At 37.7% G+C, this 21,021-nt stretch carries 16 protein-coding genes; 9 read left to right on the forward strand and 7 right to left on the reverse strand.

Translation table 11 applies throughout. From position 1 onward, the window contains the following. Window positions 1–86: 86 nt before the first annotated feature. The 3 genes from I589_RS03720 to I589_RS03730 all read right to left on the reverse strand — a co-directional run bounded on the left by I589_RS03720 (window position 87) and on the right by I589_RS03730 (window position 3,797). Window positions 87–818 (reverse strand): type 1 glutamine amidotransferase, encoded by a 732-nt coding sequence (locus I589_RS03720; protein ID WP_010769466.1) that lies wholly within the window; start codon window positions 816–818, stop codon window positions 87–89. After that, the gene (locus I589_RS03725) at window positions 811–2,160 is read right to left on the reverse strand and encodes a Mur ligase family protein (protein ID WP_010769465.1); all 1,350 of its coding nucleotides are present in this window, start codon (window positions 2,158–2,160) and stop codon (window positions 811–813) included. The genes I589_RS03720 and I589_RS03725 overlap by 8 nt, the downstream gene beginning before the upstream one ends. A gap of 236 nt (window positions 2,161–2,396) precedes the next feature. Continuing rightward, window positions 2,397–3,797: a TrkH family potassium uptake protein gene (locus I589_RS03730; protein WP_010769464.1), complete on the reverse strand. Its 1,401-nt coding sequence runs from the start codon at window positions 3,795–3,797 to the stop codon at window positions 2,397–2,399. A 216-nt stretch (window positions 3,798–4,013) separates the two neighbouring features. Between I589_RS03730 and I589_RS03735 the strand changes: the two genes are divergently transcribed. Then, window positions 4,014–6,422 (forward strand): Xaa-Pro dipeptidyl-peptidase, encoded by a 2,409-nt coding sequence (locus I589_RS03735; RefSeq protein ID WP_010769463.1) that lies wholly within the window; start codon window positions 4,014–4,016, stop codon window positions 6,420–6,422. Window positions 6,423–6,518: 96 nt separating this feature from the next. Here I589_RS03735 and I589_RS03740 read toward each other — a convergent pair whose 3' ends face one another. The 4 genes from I589_RS03740 to I589_RS03755 are packed head-to-tail and all read right to left on the reverse strand — an operon-like array spanning window position 6,519 to window position 11,497. Further along, a complete protein-coding gene (locus tag I589_RS03740; protein WP_010769462.1) occupies window positions 6,519–7,535 on the reverse strand; it encodes a LacI family DNA-binding transcriptional regulator in 1,017 nt (338 codons plus the stop codon). Window positions 7,536–7,553: 18 nt separating this feature from the next. Continuing rightward, entirely contained in the window at window positions 7,554–8,546 is a 993-nt protein-coding gene (locus I589_RS03745) for an aldose epimerase family protein (protein WP_010769461.1), read from the reverse strand. After that, window positions 8,536–9,210, reverse strand: coding sequence for a beta-phosphoglucomutase (gene pgmB / locus I589_RS03750; protein ID WP_010769460.1), 675 nt, complete (start codon window positions 9,208–9,210; stop codon window positions 8,536–8,538). Before pgmB ends, I589_RS03745 begins: the two co-directional genes overlap by 11 nt. Then, the gene (locus I589_RS03755; protein ID WP_010769459.1) at window positions 9,203–11,497 is read right to left on the reverse strand and encodes a glycoside hydrolase family 65 protein; all 2,295 of its coding nucleotides are present in this window, start codon (window positions 11,495–11,497) and stop codon (window positions 9,203–9,205) included. Before I589_RS03755 ends, pgmB begins: the two co-directional genes overlap by 8 nt. 242 nt (window positions 11,498–11,739) lie before the next feature. Here I589_RS03755 and I589_RS03760 point away from each other — a divergent pair, with 242 nt between their 5' ends. The 8 genes from I589_RS03760 (at window position 11,740) to I589_RS03790 (ending at window position 20,957) form a co-directional block, all read left to right on the forward strand. Next, window positions 11,740–13,905, forward strand: a complete 2,166-nt coding sequence (locus tag I589_RS03760; RefSeq protein WP_010769458.1) for a PTS transporter subunit IIBC — start codon at window positions 11,740–11,742, stop codon at window positions 13,903–13,905. Between the two features lie 242 nt (window positions 13,906–14,147). After that, complete coding sequence (locus I589_RS03765) at window positions 14,148–14,981, forward strand: endonuclease/exonuclease/phosphatase family protein (RefSeq protein WP_010769457.1); 834 nt, start codon at window positions 14,148–14,150, stop codon at window positions 14,979–14,981. A 429-nt stretch (window positions 14,982–15,410) separates the two neighbouring features. Then, window positions 15,411–16,562, forward strand: a complete 1,152-nt coding sequence (locus tag I589_RS03770) for a 5-methyltetrahydropteroyltriglutamate--homocysteine S-methyltransferase (RefSeq protein WP_010769456.1) — start codon at window positions 15,411–15,413, stop codon at window positions 16,560–16,562. Window positions 16,563–16,584: 22 nt separating this feature from the next. Then, window positions 16,585–17,058, forward strand: coding sequence for an S-ribosylhomocysteine lyase (locus I589_RS03775; RefSeq protein WP_010769455.1), 474 nt, complete (start codon window positions 16,585–16,587; stop codon window positions 17,056–17,058). Between the two features lie 26 nt (window positions 17,059–17,084). Continuing rightward, window positions 17,085–17,861 (forward strand): SDR family NAD(P)-dependent oxidoreductase, encoded by a 777-nt coding sequence (locus I589_RS03780; RefSeq protein ID WP_010769454.1) that lies wholly within the window; start codon window positions 17,085–17,087, stop codon window positions 17,859–17,861. 15 nt (window positions 17,862–17,876) lie between these two features. Beyond that, window positions 17,877–18,710, forward strand: a complete 834-nt coding sequence (locus I589_RS03785; protein ID WP_010769453.1) for a MetQ/NlpA family ABC transporter substrate-binding protein — start codon at window positions 17,877–17,879, stop codon at window positions 18,708–18,710. A 345-nt stretch (window positions 18,711–19,055) separates the two neighbouring features. Beyond that, window positions 19,056–19,193, forward strand: coding sequence for a hypothetical protein (locus I589_RS18275; protein ID WP_010769452.1), 138 nt, complete (start codon window positions 19,056–19,058; stop codon window positions 19,191–19,193). Window positions 19,194–19,457: 264 nt separating this feature from the next. Continuing rightward, window positions 19,458–20,957 carry an Lsa family ABC-F type ribosomal protection protein gene (locus tag I589_RS03790; protein ID WP_010769451.1) on the forward strand — a complete coding sequence of 500 codons (1,500 nt, stop codon included), beginning with the start codon at window positions 19,458–19,460 and terminating at the stop codon, window positions 20,955–20,957. Window positions 20,958–21,021: the final 64 nt, after the last annotated feature.

Consider the following 21,021-nt stretch of genomic DNA (forward strand, 5'->3'; position numbering starts at 1 on the left):
TTCTCAATTAAAAAAAGGGAACGTTCTAAGCTACAGAGTGCTGAAACAGCAGGCTCTTTGTAGAAGACGTTTCCTTTTTCATATAATCAAAGGCTATTTTCAACAACAGCGGTTGATTGGGTAGATTCTTCTTTAAAAACTTCCGGTAATTCTAACGCGTGTCCATATTTCTTTTCTAAGGCTAGCTTCAAAAGTCGAATGGCAAGATGTTCATTTCTTGAAAGAATGGGGCCGTGAAAGTAAGAACCATAGACATTTTTGTAAATGACCCCTTCAGATTTATCTTCCCCGTTATTTCCTTGCCCTTGAACAACAGTACCTAACGGTCGTTCTCCTTTACCTAAAAAGGTCCTTCCGTTATGATTCTCAAAGCCATAGTAGGTTTCATTGAATTCTTCATTGTGAATCACAATATCTCCTATAAAACGATTATTTTCTTGGCTAAGAGTGTAATGATCTAACGCACCAATTCCACGGATTTTTTCTCCGTTTGCGCCCATATAGTAGTGTCCAAGAAGTTGATATCCACCACAAATCGCCAGCATAACTCCGCCGTCTTCAATATATTGAGTAAGAGATTCTTTCTTTTCCTGAATGTCTTTTGAAACAATCACTTGCTCGAAATCTTGACCGCCGCCAAAAAATACTAAGTCATATTTTTGTGAGTCGAAGGGTTCATGTATACTTACCACTTCAGAATGGAAGGCTACACCCATTTTTTTTGCATAATAGTTCAGCATAAGAAGGTTGCCATTATCGCCATAAGTATTTAGCAGATTGCCATACAGATGAGCGACAGTTAATTCATAATTAGCCACGATCCATTCCTCCTTTGATATAGCCTTGACTGGCCAACTCTTTTCTTAATTGTAGAACGGCAGTATAAGTTGCAAGAATATAGACATGTTCAGTAGGAAGCTGTTTAATATCTTCGATGACTTCGTTTAAATCCTTTGTCTCGGTTAATTTATCCTCAGAAATTCCCGCTACTTTCAAACGAAGAGCCATATCTTTATGCCGTTCACCACCAGCTAGTACGGCTGGAATATCCATATCAGCAAATGCCTCATGATTGCCATCCCAAATCCAGCTAACATCAATACCGTCTGCATAATTGGCATTTAATAAGCAAACTAACGAAAAGGGATGTGGGGCTAAACCAATCATGTCAATGACCTGATTTAGACCAACAGGGTTTTTCACTAGAACGAGTGTACATTTTTTTCCATCTATAGAGATGATTTCTTGGCGTCCAAAAACTTTTTCATCATAGCTAAGTCCTTGGCGAATTTTTTCTGGTGCTACCCCATAGTATTCTGCAACAGCAGCAGCGGAAAGGGCGTTATATACGTTATACATTCCGCCAACCTCGATTCCATATTCCTGTCCATCAATGATGAAGTCAGCCGATACATTATCCATACTCACCATATCTGTGAGTTGATAATCTAGTTCAGGGCGATGAAAATCGCAATTTGGACAATAGTAGTCACCTAGGTTTGCATAGGTAATCATTTTGTAATGCAGGATATGGTGACAACGAGGGCACAACACACCATCTGTATTATAGTGGGCCATTTGTTCTCTTGGCTCTTCATGATTAAACCCATAGTATTTTCGCGGATTAACGGTATCTATTGAATTAAATATTGGCGAATCTCCGTTACATAAAATAGGTGCATTCGGAGATTTTGCTGCGCCTTCAACAATCATTCGATAGGTAGTATAAATTTCCCCATATCGATCCATTTGATCTCGAAAAATATTGGTGAAAAGAAACAGCTCAGGTTTGATATACTCTGTTACTTTGCTTAAACTCGCCTCGTCAATTTCTAATACGGCAAACTTTTTTTGCCCTTTTTTAGGCTTAGCAGCCAAGAATGTTGAAACAATCCCTTGAACCATATTTGCTCCGGTAGGATTGGTTAGCACATCAAATTCCTGTTTTAGAATATTCACTGTTAGAGCCGTTGTTAATGTTTTTCCATTCGTTCCTGTCACAACGACAATCTGATAATCTTTTGCTAGTGTATCTAAGATATGTGGATCAATTTTTAATGCTAGTGTTCCTGGGTAGCTTGAGCCGCCTTTGAAAAAATTTTTTAGTACCCATTGAGATGTTTTTCCAGCTGTAATCGCCAGTTGACTGCGTATACCCATGAATGAAACCCCCGATAAAATTTTATATAAAAAAGTCTGTTTTTTGTAAGAAAATAATTCAACTTATCATAACATATGTAGGAAAAAAAGTGGACTATCCATGCTGGTTTCTTAAAAAAATATAAAGGAAGCCCAACAGATTATTTTCTTCTTTATTATGATAGAGAAGAGAGGCTCAGGCGTCTATCAGCCCAAACCTCATACATAGAATAGTTTTGAAAAGTCAGATATAGATTTTATCCAATAATAATTTTTTCAGAAGGATATTCATAACCTAAATCACGTGTTTCTTTTGGTACAAACAATAGTAGTGTATAGAGCATACCAATTCGTCCGATAAACATTAGCGCTGCAATTGTTAATTTTCCGACAACTGTTAAATCTCCCGTTATCCCAAAGGAAAGTCCAGTTGTCCCAAAAGCAGAAGCAACTTCCACAATAATAGAGATGAGTGAATGGTCTTCAATTGCAGTTAAGAACAAAACGCTAAAAAAACACATTCCTAGAGATAACATGAATACAACAATTGATTTTCGGACATCATCATCATCAATCTGTCGACCAAAAATATTAATTTTTTCTTCACTTTTTAGGAAAGAAAAAAGGTATAAACCAATAATAGCAATCGTAGTTGTTCGCACGCCTCCACCAACTGAACTTGGACTGCACCCAATAAACATTAATAGAGAGAACACAATCAGTGTAGTTACCTGAAAGTCCTGCAGATTATGAATTTGCAAGCCGGCATTTCTTGTTGTAATCGAATAAAACATAGAGTTCATCCATTGGCTAACAGGGTTCATTCCTAAGAATAAATGATCTTTTTCCAAGAAAAAGATCAGCAAAGTTCCTACAACAAACAACAGCACAAATGCAAGTAACGCAATTTTTGTAAATAGAGAAAAACGAAAAGGAAGTTTGTGTTTTTGTCTCCGATAGCCTAGCCACTCGCGAATCTCCATCAAAACAGGAAAGCCGATTCCGCCAATAAAGATTAAGAACATAATACTCAGTAAAAATGGATAATCACCTGCAAAAGGAATAATTGAATCTCCTGTAACGTCAAATCCTGAGTTAGTCACCGCTGAAATTGCTTGATAAAATCCGTTGAATAACGCATCGCCCCAATTGTCAAAATAGTCATTTACATAAAAATATATAGAAAAAAGCAGACCAAAGATGACTTGGAACCAGATGATAATACCAAACGTAATTCGAATCATACGAACAATCCCACTTAATCGGGGTTGATTCATATCGGTCATAATCAACTGACGCTGTTTTAAAGAAATTTTCCGTTTTGAGATAATAAAAAAGAATGTGGAAATCATCATAATTCCTAGACCGCCCACTTGAAAGAGCAATTCTAAAAGAATCACACCTCGCTCATTAAAGACACTGTTAATATCGAAGGTAGACAAGCCTGTCACACTGATGGTGCTGACCGCCATAAATAACATATCAATAAAAGAAACATGAACATCTGGCTCCCTGAAAAATGGCAAATAAAAAAGCCCAGTAGAGACAACTGTCATGAGTATATAGTAAGAAACAATAATTTGAATTGAAGAAAAGTGACTAGAAATAAATCGATTTCCTCGCTTTTTAGATAAGCGTACAAAACGGCCGAGATTCATAACAAGGTCTCCTTAGACAAGTAGTTAAGATTAAGTATAACAGAAAACGATGTGAGTGGTTCAAAGGAAACTATTTTTTCTGTTTTCATGAAGATGAGGAAGTAAAAAGAATCTATACTAAGGGAATCAAAACGAAGAGAAATAAGTGAATAAAAAAATTTCTTTGAATATAATAAGATTATCCTCCATAATAGGTAGAAAAGGAGTTTTGTGCAGATGAAAATAAATCAATTTGGTATCCGACCAACTGAGTATCCAACGATGATTGAGGAGCTAAAACAAATCAGTTTTTATGAAGAAAAAGAAAATGTTACGCGTCAGTGGTTTTCATTTTTAGCTAAAAGTTTTCCAGAGGTTCAAGTAACATCTGGTATAACGGAAAAATATCAGTTGATTTTAGCGACAGATGAGCTTACTTTGGCTGAATTTGAAGAAACAAAGCAACCAGTCACAAAAGAAATTTTTTACACGGTGGCACTGCAGCTTCTCCAGTTTCAAGTTGAAATTGACTTTAAAATTGCTTCTGTTTTAGAGGATGCAAAAAAGATAGGTGTATTTGTAACAGAGAAAACACTATCAACAAAAGAAGCACTTATAGAGGCTTGGTATTATTTGTTAACTACTCATACCAAAAATGGGTTAAGCTATATTGATTTGTTAGCTAGTAGAGGATATTATGCTGAGAGACGTGTAGCTAAACCATTATTTTTCAATGGTAAGGCACAGGCAGTTTTTGCAACAGACGAGATTATTCGTGAAGTTGTTTATGTGGAAGCACCACTAGACACAGATGAAGATGGGAAAAGAGATTTACTAAAAGTGGAAATTCTTCGACCCGTAGAGACGCAGGAAGGATTGCGTGTACCGAGTCTCTTTACAGCAAGCCCATATAACCAAGGGACAAACCCTGAAGCTGGTGATAAAGCAACGCACGAGGTCAATGTTCCTTTGACAAGAAAAGAACCAAATCAGGTAAGTTATGAAGAGATTCAGTTTTCAAGAAAAGATGTGCAACTTCCTCCAGAGCGTGAAGTGAGTGGACAGGCAAAATATGCTTCTGAGACCTTCATGAGAGAAAAATCTTATGCATTAAATGACTATTTCTTAGCACGAGGATTTGCGGCGGTCTATTCTGCTGGGATTGGTACACGGGATTCAGAAGGAATTCAAACCTGCGGGTCAGTGGAACAAACGATTGCAACAACTGCAATTATCGAATGGCTGGCAGGGAATCGTCGGGCATTTACGAATCGTACAGATAACATTGAAATTTCTGCGTGGTGGAGTAATAAAAAAGTGGCGATGACTGGAAAATCTTATTTAGGAACCCTTGCAACTGCAGCAGCAACAACAGGGGTGGAGGGGTTAGAAACAATTATTTCTGAAGCTGCTATTTCTGACTGGTATCAATATTATCGTGATAACGGTCTAGTTATAGCCCCTGGTGGATTTCCTGGAGAGGATGCAGATGTTCTTGCTGAATCAACTTTTAGTCGTATGCATGATGCAGGGGATTATCTTAAGATTAAGGACTTTTTTAATGCAAAACAAAAAGAAATGGTGAATTTACAAGATCGAGTAACGGGGGACTACAACACATTTTGGGATGAACGAAATTATTTACCACATGTGAAAAACACGTATGCAGATATTATCATGGTCCATGGATTAAATGACTGGAATGTGAAGCCTAGACATGTAGCTCAGCTGTGGGAAGCATTAAAAGAGGTTCCCGTGGAGAAAAGACTTATTTTGCATCAAGGTCAGCATATTTATATTCACAATATGCCTTCTCTTGATTTCAATGATATGATGAACAGTTGGCTTAGTTATAAACTCTATGGTGTTGAAAATCAAGCAGACAAACTGCTACCTGCCATACTTGTCCAAAAAAATACTGTCGAACAGACGTGGGAAACAATGGAAGATTGGGTACCAGATCAATGGGAAACCCGTTATTTAAGTGACACTCAGCTGAGCGAAAATAAACAGACAGGTAATGCGAGCTATCAGGATAAATTAAGTAAAGAACAATTTAGCATCTATACAAAAGATATCGCCAAGTGGGAGACAGAGATAAAAGAGGAAGAAAGCCCATTAGAAGGACATCGTTATCTTGGAAAAACAACTCCTTTAGAAAGAGCAGTGACCCTCAGTGGTCAACCAGTTATTAAGCTGAAAATTGCATCAAGTGTTAATTTTGGTATGGTAAGTGTACAGCTAGTTGACTATGGAAAAGCCAAACGATTGAAGGAAATCCCTACTGTTCTTGAGCTAAAGGGGCTTCCTTTGGGAAATCAATGGCGAGAAGAGGATATAAAAGAATTTCAATTAGGAGGAATAACTTCTAATAAAATGATTACAAAGGGGCACATGAATCTACAAAATCGAACTTCTTCATGGAAAACAGATGAATTAGCGGCGGGAGAATTTGTTGATGTAACTTTTGCCCTTCAGCCAACGATTTATGAGGTGCCAAAAGGACATCAGATTGGTTTAATTGTCTATGGGACAGACTTTGGAATGACGGTTAGAGGCAATCAAGAGATTACTTATACGATTGATTTTGAAGGATCGGAAGTACAGCTGCCGATATATAACAAAGCAAACAAAGAAGTTAATTGAGGTGGGGAAGTAATCGTAAAAGAAGAGGTCGGTACAGAAGTGTTCAGCTTATTTCTTGGAGCTTAACACTTCTGTACCGGCCTGCTTTTTATCATTTTACTCTTGCGTGAGTGGTACGACCGTTTCTCTTTTCACAAGTTTGTGAGGGACAACAAGACGAACGCCTGTTGATAAAACTTCATGAATTTGATCCATTAGTTTTCTCATTGCCATTGTTCCAAGCTCGGAGACATCCACATCAATACTCGTTAAATAAGGATGCATGAGAGTGGAGAAAATGGAGTTATTAAAGCTAATCACAGAAAAATTTTCTGGAACTTTATAACCGTACATTTCTGCTAATTGGATAATACGAAGGGCGAATATATCATCAATAACGACGGCAGCCGTTGCCTTTGTTTCTTTTAACAGTTGTTCAAACCCGACAAAGTCTTCTGGTTTTTCCAAAGGGACACTGGCAAGTGCTGGTAGCCCTGCAAGCATCATTGCTTTTTGATAGCCAAAATATCGTTCAAAATAAACACTTTCATGCGTTGTATTTGTAATGAATAAAATATTCTCATGGTGATTTTTAATTAAAAAGTCAGTCGCATGTTTTCCAAGTAATTGATTATCGTTATCGACAAAGACAATTTCTTCCTCATTTTTATAAGGCTGACCGACGAGAGTAAATGGAATCGCATTTTCATAAAGATAGTCAATAACTAAATCATCCCGGTCTGAATAGACGAGAATAAATCCATCTACTTGTTTTTGACGATGCATCCGCTTGACGTTTTCCAAGAGTCTTGGAAAACTTTTCGCAGTGGCAATGGCAGTCGTCATTTCGTGTTTTTGTGCTTCATCATTGATAGCTTCAATAATTTCCAAGTAAAAAGGATTTCCGATTCGCTCTTTTGAATCTAACGGTGGTAAAATCACACCTATGGCACTGGATGTTCGTTTACCTAAGTTTCGCGCAGCGATATTCGGTACATACCCAAGCTCATCCATTACTTTGCGAACTTTTTTCTTTGTTGCTTCTGAGATACTTGAATGATCGTTAATTACACGAGAAACAGTTGAGGTGGCAACGCCAGCTCTTTTTGCAACATCTTTGACAGTGATAGTCATTTATTTGCCACTCCTTTTTTATAAGCATGAAAATCTATAGATGGTTTCTTGTTGTCTTTTTTGTAAGGGGGGTAGTTCAATTGACGGCCATGAAGGATGATGAACACTATCTGGGAACTGCTGCGGCTCAATTGCCAGTCCATAATTTGAGTGCATAGGTTTTCCGTTAATAAGAAATGGTGCGTCAAAACCAGTCGTAGAAAATAATACCACACTTTGATTTGTTGTTGCTATCTCCATTTTTCGACCAGAGGTCTGCTCAGTCAGTGTAAGCGCGGTAGGGAGAGTCTTATTTAAAATAAAACAGTCGTCAAGCCCTTCTTTAAAAGAAGAAAAAATAGCAGGAAACGACTGCATTTTTGAAACATCTAGAGGAAGTTCTTTTACTGGAATAATTTTTCCAGTTGGCAGCGTTTCTTTATCTGTCTCAAGAAGATGGCTAGCATTGACGAGCAGACTATGTGTGTCTAAATCTTGTTGACCTTCACCGGAAAGATTAAAGTAGCTATGACTTGTAGGATTTACAATAGTCGGATTCATACTTTGATAGTCTGTCGTCATAATCAGTGAATGATCCACTAGCTTGTAGGTGACACGCACATTTATTGGACCAGGATAGCCAGACACCGAATCTTCTAAATGAAATCGAATACCAATCACATCAGGGTCTTCTAAAAGCTCAATAGTCCAAAACTGATACGACCACCCTTGGGACCCTCCGTGAATATGGTGGGTCCCGCAATTTTTTTCTAGAGGAAAGTCTTTCCATTGTGCGTGCTTTATTCGACCAGCTACAGGGCCTACGACTGCTCCAAAATAGCTTTTATCAGAAAGCAATTCTTCTACACTATCATACGACAAGAGGATGTTTTCTGAAAGCCCTTCTTTATTTGGAGTAAAAAGCTGGTGCATCCGTGCGCCAAAATTATAAAAAGAAGCAGATAAATAGTTGTTAGTTAATGTGACTTTGATTAAAGGAGACCCAGTAACAGGTTCGATGCTAACGTTCATGGTTAGCTTGCATCCATTGCTCCACAAGATAATCAAAACTTAGCTGACTAGTCTCTGAAACAAGTGAAATGTCTGTCCCTAAATCTTCTTTTCGCCCAACACCTATTGGCAAAGCACCGCTTGCTTGAATGGCCTGAATTCCTGCTTTGGCATCTTCCACTCCAATACAGTCTTTTATCTCTACACCAACCTTTGAAGCCGCCAGCAGAAAAATGTCCGGGGCAGGTTTGCCTTTTGCAACACTTGCTGGGTCTGCAATTGCATCGAAATACGGTTCAATTGCCATTTTGTTCAAAAGAAAAGGTCCGTTTTTACTTGCAGAAGCTAAAGAAATTTTTACATTATGAGATTTTAATTCTTTTAATAGCGTCAAAATTCCTGGATATACATCTTCTGGGGTAATTTCTTGAATCATCTCAACATAATACTCATTTTTTCTGGCAGCCATTGCTGAAAACTCTTCTTCTGAAAACTCATTTTCTTTGTGTCCGTATGCAAGCATACGGCTTAAAGAATCCTCACGGCTCACACCTTTTAACTGTTCATTGAATGTACGATCAATCGTAATTCCAATTTCTTCCCCTAATTTTTTCCATGCACGATAATGGTATTCTGCGGTATCTGTAATGACACCATCTAAATCAAATAATACGCCTTTAAACATGTTTGTCATCCTTCTTTCTTAATGGGAGTGTTGTTTTATCTGTCAATAATAACCATTCATTATAAAGTTTTAATTTTAGTGGTTCTCCGTGAACTAAATCAAGCGTAACAGACTCTTTTGTTACTGTCACTAAGAGCAAGCGACCACGGTAGTTAATATGAAAAGCATAAGCATTCCACTTACTTGGAAGAAATGGCGCAAAACTTAACGTTTCGTGATCTGTTTTCATCTGAGCAAATCCTTGAATGATGGCAAGCCAGCTTCCAGTCATTGAGGTGATGTGTAGCCCATCTTCTGTGTCATTATTATAATTGTCTAAGTCTAACCGAGCAGTTCGCTGATACATTTCCAATGCTTTTTCTTCTAGTCCTAACTCAGCCGCTAAAATGGCATGAATACTTGGCGAAAGGGAAGATTCATGGACAGTCATAGGCTCATAAAATTCAAAGTTTTTCCGTTTTTCTTCAAGTGTGTAGTCATCAGAAAAGAAGTAGATTCCTTGCAGTACATCTGCTTGTTTAATAAAACAGGAACGTAAAATTTTATCCCATGACCAATGCTGGTTTAATGGAAGCTCTTCTAAATTAAGTTCAGAGGCAGCAAACAGATCCTTGTCTAAAAATGTATCATGCTGAACAAATATACCCAGCTCTTTATCAGTTGGATAGTACATATTTTCGACAATATCCAGCCAGTTTGCCAGTTCGTTTTCTTCAATAATCAGGGAAGTTTTATCCTTGAATTGTAAATAAGACTCACGCGTATAACGCAAAACCCAAGCTGCAATTGTATTGGTATACCAGTTGTTGTTCACATTATTTTCGTATTCATTAGGTCCCGTTACACCATGAATCATATATTTTTGCGCCCGTTTGGAAAAATGAACGCGGTCTGCCCAGAAACGTGCAATTTCACTTAACACTTCTAATCCTTTATTTTCTAAATATGATGTATCGCCTGTGTAATTTGTATAATTATAGATAGCATAAGCAATTGCTCCATTTCTATGAATCTCTTCAAAGGTAATTTCCCACTCGTTGTGACATTCAACCCCTGTAAAAGTAACCATAGGATAGAGTGCCCCTTTCAAGCCTTGTTGCCGTGCATTATGTTGGGCTTGCGGAAGCTGATTGTGGCGATAAGTTAATAGATTTTTTGTGACAGATGGATCAGCAAGCGCAAGATACAAAGGAACAGCATAGGCTTCGGTGTCCCAATAAGTTGCACCACCATATTTTTCACCAGTAAATCCTTTAGGTCCAATATTTAATCGCTCATCCTCGCCATAATAAGTAGCGAATAACTGAAATAAATTAAAGCGAATGCCTTGTTGGGCTTCTTCATCCCCATCAATTATTACATCTGCAAGCGCCCAGCGGTTTGCCCAAGCATCTATTTGATTTTTTTTATGAGCAGAATAGTCAGGTGTTAATGCCTGATAAAGTGTCCCTAGTGTTTCTATCTGTTTTTTTTCAGGAATATCTCGACTGGTTACTACAAGCACCTGTTTATCTAAATAAAAAGAGTCGTTTTCTGCAACATGAAATGAGAATGTTTCTTCGATTTTCAATGCTTCTTTAGAAATTTCATGGGAATAGTTTTTATTACTTACATGCTTCATTGCAGAGGTTACGCTGAATTGTTCTATATCAAACGAATTAGGAATCGTTTTTGCTGACAGATAAGAAAAACCCTCCATACGTCCAGCTTCTCTGGGTGACCAGAAATGTTCTTCGTAGTTGCTATCTTCATTTTGAACATCTCCGTCTAACTTAGAAACAATTGTAACGGTTGCGTCGCCTTTCAACACTTCAGCTGTTAAGCGAATCATAGCCATTTCCTTTTGGACAATGCTCAAAAACCGTTCAAAAGAAAATCGGATGGTTGTATCATTCACTGTAATGGTAAATTGACGAGATAAGATGCCTGTTTTCATATCCAATTCTAAATAAAAATCTTCAGGTTCCATTGAATACAGATCAACTGCAACACCATTCACATAAATATCCATTGCAATATAATTGACGCTGTTAATCACTTTTCCAAAATATTCAGGGTAGCCATTTTTCCACCAGCCAACCCGTGTTTTATCTGGATACCACACGCCAGCAAGATAACTGCCTTGATGATGATCTCCAGAGTAAGATTCTTCAAAGTTTCCACGCATTCCCATGTATCCATTTCCTAAACTAGTCAGTGACTCTTGAAGACGCCGGTTTTCTTTATCTAATGTATGAGTAGAAACTTTCCATGGATCTACTTGGAATAATCGTTGCACTTGTTTCATTTGTTTTCCTCCTAGTTGCTTTATGCTCTTATAATAAACGCAATCGGTTGCGTTAGTCAATAGAAATATGCTTGATTTTTAAATTAGAGGGTCAATCATAGAGCTGAACTGTGATTAGTGCAATCTAGTTGATAGAACAAAGCTTGTTAAAAGGAATTATTTTCTTTTTTTGTTTACAAATAAGAATTCAGCATATATAATAGCAACAAGAAACGAAACCGATTGCGTAAAGGAGTAAGAAGATGAAAAAATTATTTAGTTTTGAATTTTGGCAAAAATTTGGTAAGGCACTCATGGTTGTGGTAGCAGTTATGCCGGCTGCAGGACTGATGATTAGTATAGGGAAATCGATTCCCTTGATTAACCCCGATTGGGCACCGCTTGTTACAACAGGTAGCGTAATTGAAACGCTTGGTTGGGGAATTATTGGTAATCTTCATTTGTTGTTTGCACTGGCTATTGGCGGAAGCTGGGCGAAGGAACGTGCAGGTGGTGCTTTTGCGGCTGGGATTTCTTTTGTCCTAATCAACCGGATTACAGGTGCAATTTTTGGTGTGACTAGTGAAATGCTAGCCAATGAAGAAGCATATACACATACGTTATTTGGAACAAAGATTATGGTAAAAGGGTTCTTTACGAGCGTATTAGAAGCACCAGCCTTAAATATGGGCGTTTTTGTTGGGATTATCGCAGGGTTTGTAGGGGCGATGGCGTTTAACAAATACTATAATTATCGAAAACTACCCGATGCACTTTCTTTTTTTAACGGAAAACGATTTGTACCGTTTGTAGTGATTCTTTGGTCAACTCTGGTTGCACTTGTACTTGCCGTTGTCTGGCCTTATATACAAGCAGGAATTAACAACTTTGGCTTGTGGATTGCACAATCACAAGATACAGCTCCTGTTTTAGCGCCGTTCTTATATGGAACATTGGAACGTTTGTTACTACCTTTTGGATTACACCACATGTTAACCATTCCGATAAATTATACGCAACTTGGCGGTACCTACGAAATTCTTTCTGGTGCCCAAGCCGGGACACAAGTATTTGGTCAAGATCCTTTGTGGCTTGCGTGGGCGACAGATTTAGTGAATCTTAAGGGTTCAGGAGATATGACTCAATATAATTTTGTTTTGGAAAACTGGACACCTGCTCGTTTTAAAGTTGGGCAAATGATTGGTTCTTCAGGTATTTTGATGGGGCTTGCCTATGCAATGTATCGAAATGTTGATTTAGATAAAAAGGATAAATATAAATCAATGTACTTTTCTGCAGCTTTAGCTGTCTTCTTAACCGGTGTGACTGAGCCACTGGAATTTATGTTCATGTTTGCAGCGGTACCTCTTTATGTCGTATACGCAATTATTCAAGGGGCAGCATTTGCTATGGCGGATATTTTACCTCTACGCGTTCATTCATTTGGAAATATTGAGTTATTGACTAGAACACCTTTAGCAATAAAGGCAGGATTAGGCGGAGATTTAATCAATTTCGTCTTGATGGTCATCCTCTTTGCGGTTGTTACTTATTTTGTCGCTAACTTTTTAATTAAAAAATTCAATTTCGCTACACCCGGAAGAAATGGAAACTATGACGGAGAAGCAGCCGAAACAACAGGCAATGAATCAGTCAATGCAAACCAGCAAGTTATTGACATCATTAATTTGTTAGGCGGACGAGAAAATATTAAAGAGGTTGACGCTTGTATGACCCGATTGCGTGTAAGTGTTAATGCACATGAAAAAGTAGGAAACGAGGAAGCGTGGAAAAAAGCTGGAGCAATGGGTCTGATTGTAAAAGATAACGGAGTTCAAGCTGTTTATGGACCAAAGGCGGATGTGTTAAAATCTGATATTGAGGACTTACTAAACTCCGGTGCACAGATTCCTCAATCAACAAGTGTGAATGAAGAAGTAAGTGAAGTGACAAAAAACTCAACATTTCTAGGGAAAAAAGAAGGTCTTTATTCTTTGGTAGATGGGAAAGTGATTCCGATTGAAGAAGTGAAAGACGAGGTCTTTTCACAAAAAATGATGGGTGATGGATATGCCGTGATTCCGACAGATAGAACCATCTATGCCCCTGTGTCTGGGAAAGTTGTAAGTATTTTCCCTACAAAGCATGCCTTAGGTATACAAACAGCTGAGGGGATTGATGTGCTTATTCATATGGGAATTGATACTGTAGAAATGAAAGACATTGCCTTTGAAATTCTGGTTACAGAAGGACAAGACATTAGTGCAGGGACAAAAATTGCAATTGCTGACTTGGACAAAATTCGTAGTGAAGGCAAACAAACTACTATGATGGTTATCTTCACGAATGGAGAAAAGATTGAAACGTATCGACTTGAAAAACAAGGAGATCAACCTGCGAAATCCGTGATCGGCTATTTTACCATATAAGAGAGAATTGTTAGAATAAAACTATCGCAAGAACTCTGCAGATAAATTCAGGGGAAAAGAACCGTGGTTGGGACATTGTTTAAATGGTTTTGGCTCATGCATTTAGAACTTTAATAGATATGAGAAACAGAAAGTAACATCTGTCCCGATTGTTTTTTCCGCTATTTGTATGAAGAAAGTCTGGAAGAAAACACCTCTGTTTTACTCCAGACTTTTTCTGCTTATTGAAAGAGAGGAGAATTATGAAACTACTGACATTGAATACCCATAGCTGGATGGAAGAACAGCCATTGGAAAAATTAGAAACGCTTGCTCAAATGATTGCTGCTAGAGAAATTGATATTATTTGTTTACAGGAAGTGAATCAGCGAAAAGATGTTGGTGAAGGACATACAGATGCTTTTTTTCACCATGCATTAAATCAGATGCCTATTAAAAAAGATAATTTTGCGTACTTACTTGTGAAACGTTTAAAAGAACTCGAAATGAGTTATCACTGGTGTTGGATGCCTAGCCATATTGGCTATGAAGTTTACGAGGAAGGTTCAGCTATTTTATCAAGGAATACTTTACAGGCGGAATCGTTTATTGCTTCAGAAACAACGGAATTCACAGATTATCATACGCGTAGAATGTTGGGGGCCACGACAGTAGTAAACGGGAAAGATGTCTATGTAATGAGTTGCCACTTTTCTTGGTGGGAAGGTGAGAATTCGGGCTTTTATCAAGAATGGCAAACAACAGAAAATGTACTTTCTTCAAAGACAGTTCCCCTATTTCTAATGGGAGACTTGAATAATCCTTCGCATATTGAAGGGCAGGGCTATACACAACTAGTGAACAGCTCGTTGCCGCTAGTTGATTCCTTTTCTCATGCGAAAAATAAAATGGGTGAAGCGACGGTGAAAAAAGTAATTGATGGTTGGGAAAACAATCAAGAAAGCTTACGTATAGATTATGTGTTTGTCTCGAATCAGCTTGAAGTATCTACGTATGAAGTGGTCTTTGATGGGAAGAGGACTCCAGTTGTTAGTGACCATTTTGGCGTCTTTGTTTCGGGAAATTGGAAAGAGTAAACAGAAGTTAGATTTTTTGACTCGTCATTCTTTATCTCGAGAAACAGTTAAAAGAATTTATTGAAAAAAAGAAATATCTTGTTGACAAATGAAAAAACTAGAAGTAAACTAACATCAATATCTAATTGAATTTTAATTTTTACGTTGAAGAGAAGAGTAGCAAAGTCGCTGAGGTAAGAGAACCCGGATGGTGAGAAAGGGAACTTGGCAAGCTTGTGAAGATGAGCTCTGAGTTTTTATGTGGTTCACGCCATATGAACGGGTGCAACCGTTACATTGCCGGGTTTCAACAGGAACCAGTGAGGTACTTTTTGTGAGAAAAGTATAAATGAGGGTGGTATCGCGAAAGCATTCGTCCCTTTGTTTGTCGAAGAATCGACAGGCAAAGGGACGAATGCTTTTTTTATTATAAAAATGGAGGGAATACACATGACACAAAATGAGACATTTACAAAACGGAAGACTTCTCCGTATCGCTACGACGTGGTAGGTAGTTACTTGCGACCACAAGCATTAAAAGATGCACGGGAAGCATTTGAAGCAGGAGAAATTGACAAAGAAGTATTAACGCAAGTGGAAGATAAAGAAATTATTAAACTCATTAAAAAGCAAGAAGAAGCAGGATTGAAAGCTGTAACTGATGGCGAGTTTCGTAGAAGTTGGTGGCACTTAGATTTCTTTTGGGGATTAGAAGGGATTGATTTTCATGAACCAGAGCATGGCTATTTTTTTCACGGAGAAGAAACCAGACCTGGAACGGTTATTGTAACTGGTAAAATCTCAGGGGAAAATCATCCATTTGTTGAGGACTATAAATTTACAAGAGCACATGCTTCTGAAGGTGTAGAGGTAAAACAAACATTACCTGCTCCAGCGCAGTTATTAGTAGAGTTGTTAAGTCCAGATAATCGTCCAACTGTGGATCAGTATTATGAGAGTCTAGAGGCATTGTTTACAGATATCACTAAAGCTTATAAACAAGTTTTAGCAGATCTATATGACGCAGGTGCACGGGTAATTCAGTTTGATGATTGCACCTGGGGAGTTCTAGTTGCTCCATTACCAGCAGGATTTGTTTCCGAAGATGGGAAGGATGAGCGTGTCGTCCGTGAAGAGCTGAAAAAGTTGTATCTAGCGTTAAATAATTCTGTTTTTGAAGGTCTTCCTGAAGATCTCGTGGTGAACACACACGTTTGCCGAGGAAATTATCATTCTACTTGGGCTGCAGCGGGCGGGTATGAGGATGTTGCTGATGCGTTATTTGTAAAAGAAAAGGTAGATGCTTATTATCTTGAGTATGATAGTGATCGATCAGGAGGATTTGAACCGTTAGCCAGTATAAAAGATAAGCGTGTGGTCTTGGGGTTAATTACTTCTAAAACGGGCGAATTGGAAAATCGCCAAGCAGTTATCAAGAGAATCCACGAGGCAGCGGCGTATGTCCCGTTAGATGATTTATGCTTAAGTACACAATGCGGTTTTGCTTCAACAGAAGAAGGAAATATTTTAACCGAAAAAGAGCAGTGGAAAAAAATCGCATTTGTTCAATCGATTGCTACAGAGGTTTGGGGAGAAAACTAATAAGTAAAAGGAGAATGTAAATATGGCAGAAGTAGAAAGCTTTACGTTAGATCATACAAAAGTAAAAGCACCTTATGTGAGAGAAATCACACAAGAAAGTGGACCAAAAGGGGATATTCTTACCAATTTTGATTTACGGTTTGTTCAGCCAAATGAATCTGCAATTCCAACGGCAGGACTGCACACAATTGAACATCTATTAGCGGATCTTTTACGAGATCGAGTGACAGGAATTATTGACTGTTCACCATTTGGCTGTCGAACGGGCTTTCATTTGATTGTTTGGGGGAGCCCAACTGCGACAGAGGTGGCGATTGCATTGAAAGAATCTTTGGAAAAAATAGCAGATAGTATTCAATGGGCAGATGTTCAAGGAACAGATATTATCAGCTGTGGAAATTATAAAGATCATTCGTTGTTTTCAGCAAAAGAATGGGCGAAGAAAATATTGGAAGATGGGATTAGTGATGATGCTTTTAAACGCCATGTAGTGTAAATGAAACGATTCTTAAAGGAGCGGCTATGCATAATTTTCAATTGAAAGATAAGATTGTTTTTGTTGTTGGAGGAGCCAGCGGGATAGGAGAAGCCATTGTTTCTACCTTTATAAAGGAAGGAGCTAGTGTTATTAATGCAGACTACCTTTATTCAAATCCTTTGTTGGAAAAGGTACGCCCGGGCTATTGGCAAATTCACATTGATGTTGCAAAGGAGGAAACAGTACAAAAGGTCGTAAGTCAATTGATTACTCGTTCACTTATTCCTGATATCTTTATTGAGGTTGCCGGAATATCTACAATGGATTTTTTGACAAACAGTTCTACGAAAGATTTTGATCGCGTATACGCTGTGAATACACGTGGCGTCTACTTAACTTGTAAGCTAGTGGTAAGAGAAATGCAGCGGCAAAAGAAACAAGGTCGGGTGATTGTTATTGCTTCACAAGCTGGGAAAAATCCTTATCGAGGAATGTCAGCATACGTGGCTTCAAAGCATGCAGTAATTGGACTAGTAAAAACTTTAGCACTTGAAGTTGCCAATGAACAGATTCTTGTAAATGCTGTTTGCCCGGGAATTATTGAAACAAAAATGAAGCAAACTGAACGTGAAATAGGTGGTAGGTTGAGAAATATGACTGCTGAAGAAGTCCTACAAGAAGATATCAGTCAAGTGCCGCTTGGTAGGACAGGAAGTCCACAGGATGTTGCAAATGTAGTTTTATTTCTGGCAAGTCCATTGGCAAGCTACATGACAGGTCAAGCAATTAACGTAACAGGTGGAATGACGATGCATGGATAAAAGAGGAGGGATAAAGTGAAACGATTTATTGGCTTAATTACCAGTTTGGGGGCAGTATTTTTATTAACTGCTTGTCACTCGTCGGAAAATGAAAAGGCAATCGTTGTTGGCTCGCAAGGATCAGATGCACAAGTTTGGGCGTTTATAGCAAAATCAGAGGCTGCAAAAAAAGCGGGTATAAAAATAGAAGTACAAGAAATTGATGGAGGACCACAACTAAATACTGCAACTGCGCAAGGAGAGGTGGATGTAAATGCCTTTCAGTCCATAAGTTATTTAAATAGTTATAATCAAGACGGCGGAGACACACTTGCACCTATTGCGGCGACTTATATGGAACCACTTGGTATCTATTCTTCTATTTATAAGACGATTGATGAGGTGAAAGAAAAGTCGGTGGTGGCACTAGCAGACAATCCTGCGAATACAGCAAGAGGATTAAAATTGCTGGAAGCAGCAGGTTTGATTAAATTAAAAGAGGACTTTGATAATGGAACAGGAACACCTTCGGACATACAAGAGAATCCTAAAAAATTAGAATTCAAGTTAATTGATGACACAACTGGTCCACGTGTTTTACCAGATGTTGATTTAGTTTTAATCAGTAATACAGTGGCACTAGAAGGTGGATTAAATGTTTTGAAAGATGCGATTTACTATGAAAAAATTAATGAGGATACAAAAGAAAGTATCAATGTTCTAGCAACTAAAAAAAGTCGGTCTGACGAAGAAGAGCTACTCGCTTTAGGAGAGTTGTATCATAGTAAAGAAGTACAAGAATATATAAAAGAAACATTCGATGGGACAAAAGTCGAAGTGAAGGAATCAATAGAAAAAATCATAGAGTAAAGGGATTCGTGGACTGTCTCAATGAAAGCTATTCGTGTGAAAAATAGAGACTGCAACAGATCCCTTTTTTACTTGGGAAATCTTCTATATAAAAAGGGAAATTTGTTTCATTTAAAAAAGGAAGAAAACTAATACGATTGTTACCCTTTCAGTTTTCTAGTTGTTGTAACCAATCAATCCACTCAAGCTAAATATGCAAATAAAAAACGCTATATTATTCAATTTGACACGCCTATAATAAAGAATTCTAGTAAAACCACAGATAGGAAAATATTAGAAACGCACGGACAAATAGAGGGTCAGACTTCTGAATCAATTGTTGAATCTTCTTTTGAAGAGATGACAATGCCTGTTGATACAACCGAAACAACGATACAAGAGAATCCTGAAACAATAGGGATAGTTGAACCCGGTTATTCAGAAGTAGAGACGGATATATCAGAGAATCCCTCTCGTCCTTCGTCAATTGAAGAGGATGAATAATCTATATAGTGACGAGTGGTTGACAGCAAGCCTGCAGACATGCTACTATTTTGTTAATATAAATGTGAAGTGAGGGATCGTGCATTGAGAATTTAAGTCAAACTGTTGAAGCTGCATTCAGACTAGAACCTACCAAGGGGATAGTGTGCAGATTTTCAGGATTGGCTTAGCTTTTCAATGTAGGGTCTTTTTTTGAACCTATAAAAAGCTTTTTTGTAGCCTGTTTCTGAAAATTGGACGGGTTATTTTTTATGAGGTGAGAAAATGTCCACTATTGAAATTAAAAATTTATCCTTTGGTTATGACAATCAAGAAGGATTACTATTTGATCAAGCAACACTAAACTTTGATCAGCATTGGAAATTAGGGCTGATTGGCCGAAATGGTCGAGGGAAAACGACATTATTAACTATTTTGCAAGGAAAACTTCCTTATGAAGGACAAATTAGTCATCAATTGGATTTTGTCTATTTTCCACAAGCAATTCAAAATAAGCATCAACTGACCTATTACGTTTTGAATGATATCTGTTCATTTGAGCAATGGGAGTTGGAGCGAGAACTAAATTTACTCCATCTTTCACCAGACATTCTTTGGAGAGACTTCACAACTCTTTCTGGAGGAGAGCAGACGAAAGTTTTATTGGCTCTTTTATTTATCGATCAGCAGCATTTTCCGTTAATTGATGAACCAACAAATCACTTGGATATGTTAGGAAGACAACAAGTTGCTGAATATTTGAATAAGAAAAAACAAGGGTTTATTGTTGTAAGCCACGATCGAAATTTTGTAAATGAAGTTGTCGATCATGTATTATCTATTGAAAAAAGTCAGCTAGTTCTTTATCAAGGTAATTTTTCTGTCTATGAAGAACAAAAACGTCTGCGGGATGAATTCGAACAAGCACAAAATATGAAGTTAAAAAAAGAAGTTTCGCGCTTGAAAAAAACTGCCGCAGAAAAAGCTGAATGGTCACGTTCTCGAGAAGGGGATAAAACAAAAAGCCGAACTGGTTTTATTGATACAGAAAATAGGCGGGTAAATAAAGGAGCAGTTGGCGCTGATGCAGCACGGACAATGAAACGATCAAAAGCAATTGTCACACGTATGGAGACTCAAGCATCTGAAAAAGAAAAGTTATTAAAAGACATTGAATATATTGATCCTTTGCAGATGAACTTTCAGCCCACGCACAGACAGCGATTATTAACTGTCGAAAAGTTGTCATTAGGCTATGAAGAAAAAGTTTTGTTTGAGCCAGTCAGCTTTGAAGTAAATAAGCATGAACGAATTGCTATTACAGGACCTAATGGATCGGGGAAGTCTAGTATTATTCGCTATCTATTGAATGAATTTGATGGCCAGGTTAAAGGGAATGTTCAACTATCCACTCACACTCAAATTAGTTATGTTAGACAAAATTATGAAGATAATTCGGGCACCTTACAAGATTTTGCTAAAAAAAACAAATTAGACTATTCGATTTTTTTAAATAATTTGAAGAAATTAGGAATGGAAAGAGAAGTTTTCCATAATCCAATTCAACAAATGAGTATGGGGCAACGAAAAAAAGTGGAAGTAGCGAAATCTCTTTCAGTTTCTGCAGAATTATATATTTGGGATGAACCATTGAATTATCTAGATGTATTTAATCAAGAACAGCTGGAACAGTTAATTCTAGCTGTGAAACCTACGATGATTCTCATTGAGCATGATATCGCTTTTTTGAAAAAAATTATGACAAAACAAATTCATTTAAAATAACATTTCAAAAAATAACTGTTCTTTATCATCCAGTTATATTATAATTTAATAAGCGTTTTAAAAA

The organism is Enterococcus phoeniculicola ATCC BAA-412, from assembly GCF_000407505.1.
Classification (GTDB): Bacteria; Bacillota; Bacilli; order Lactobacillales; family Enterococcaceae; genus Enterococcus_K; species Enterococcus_K phoeniculicola.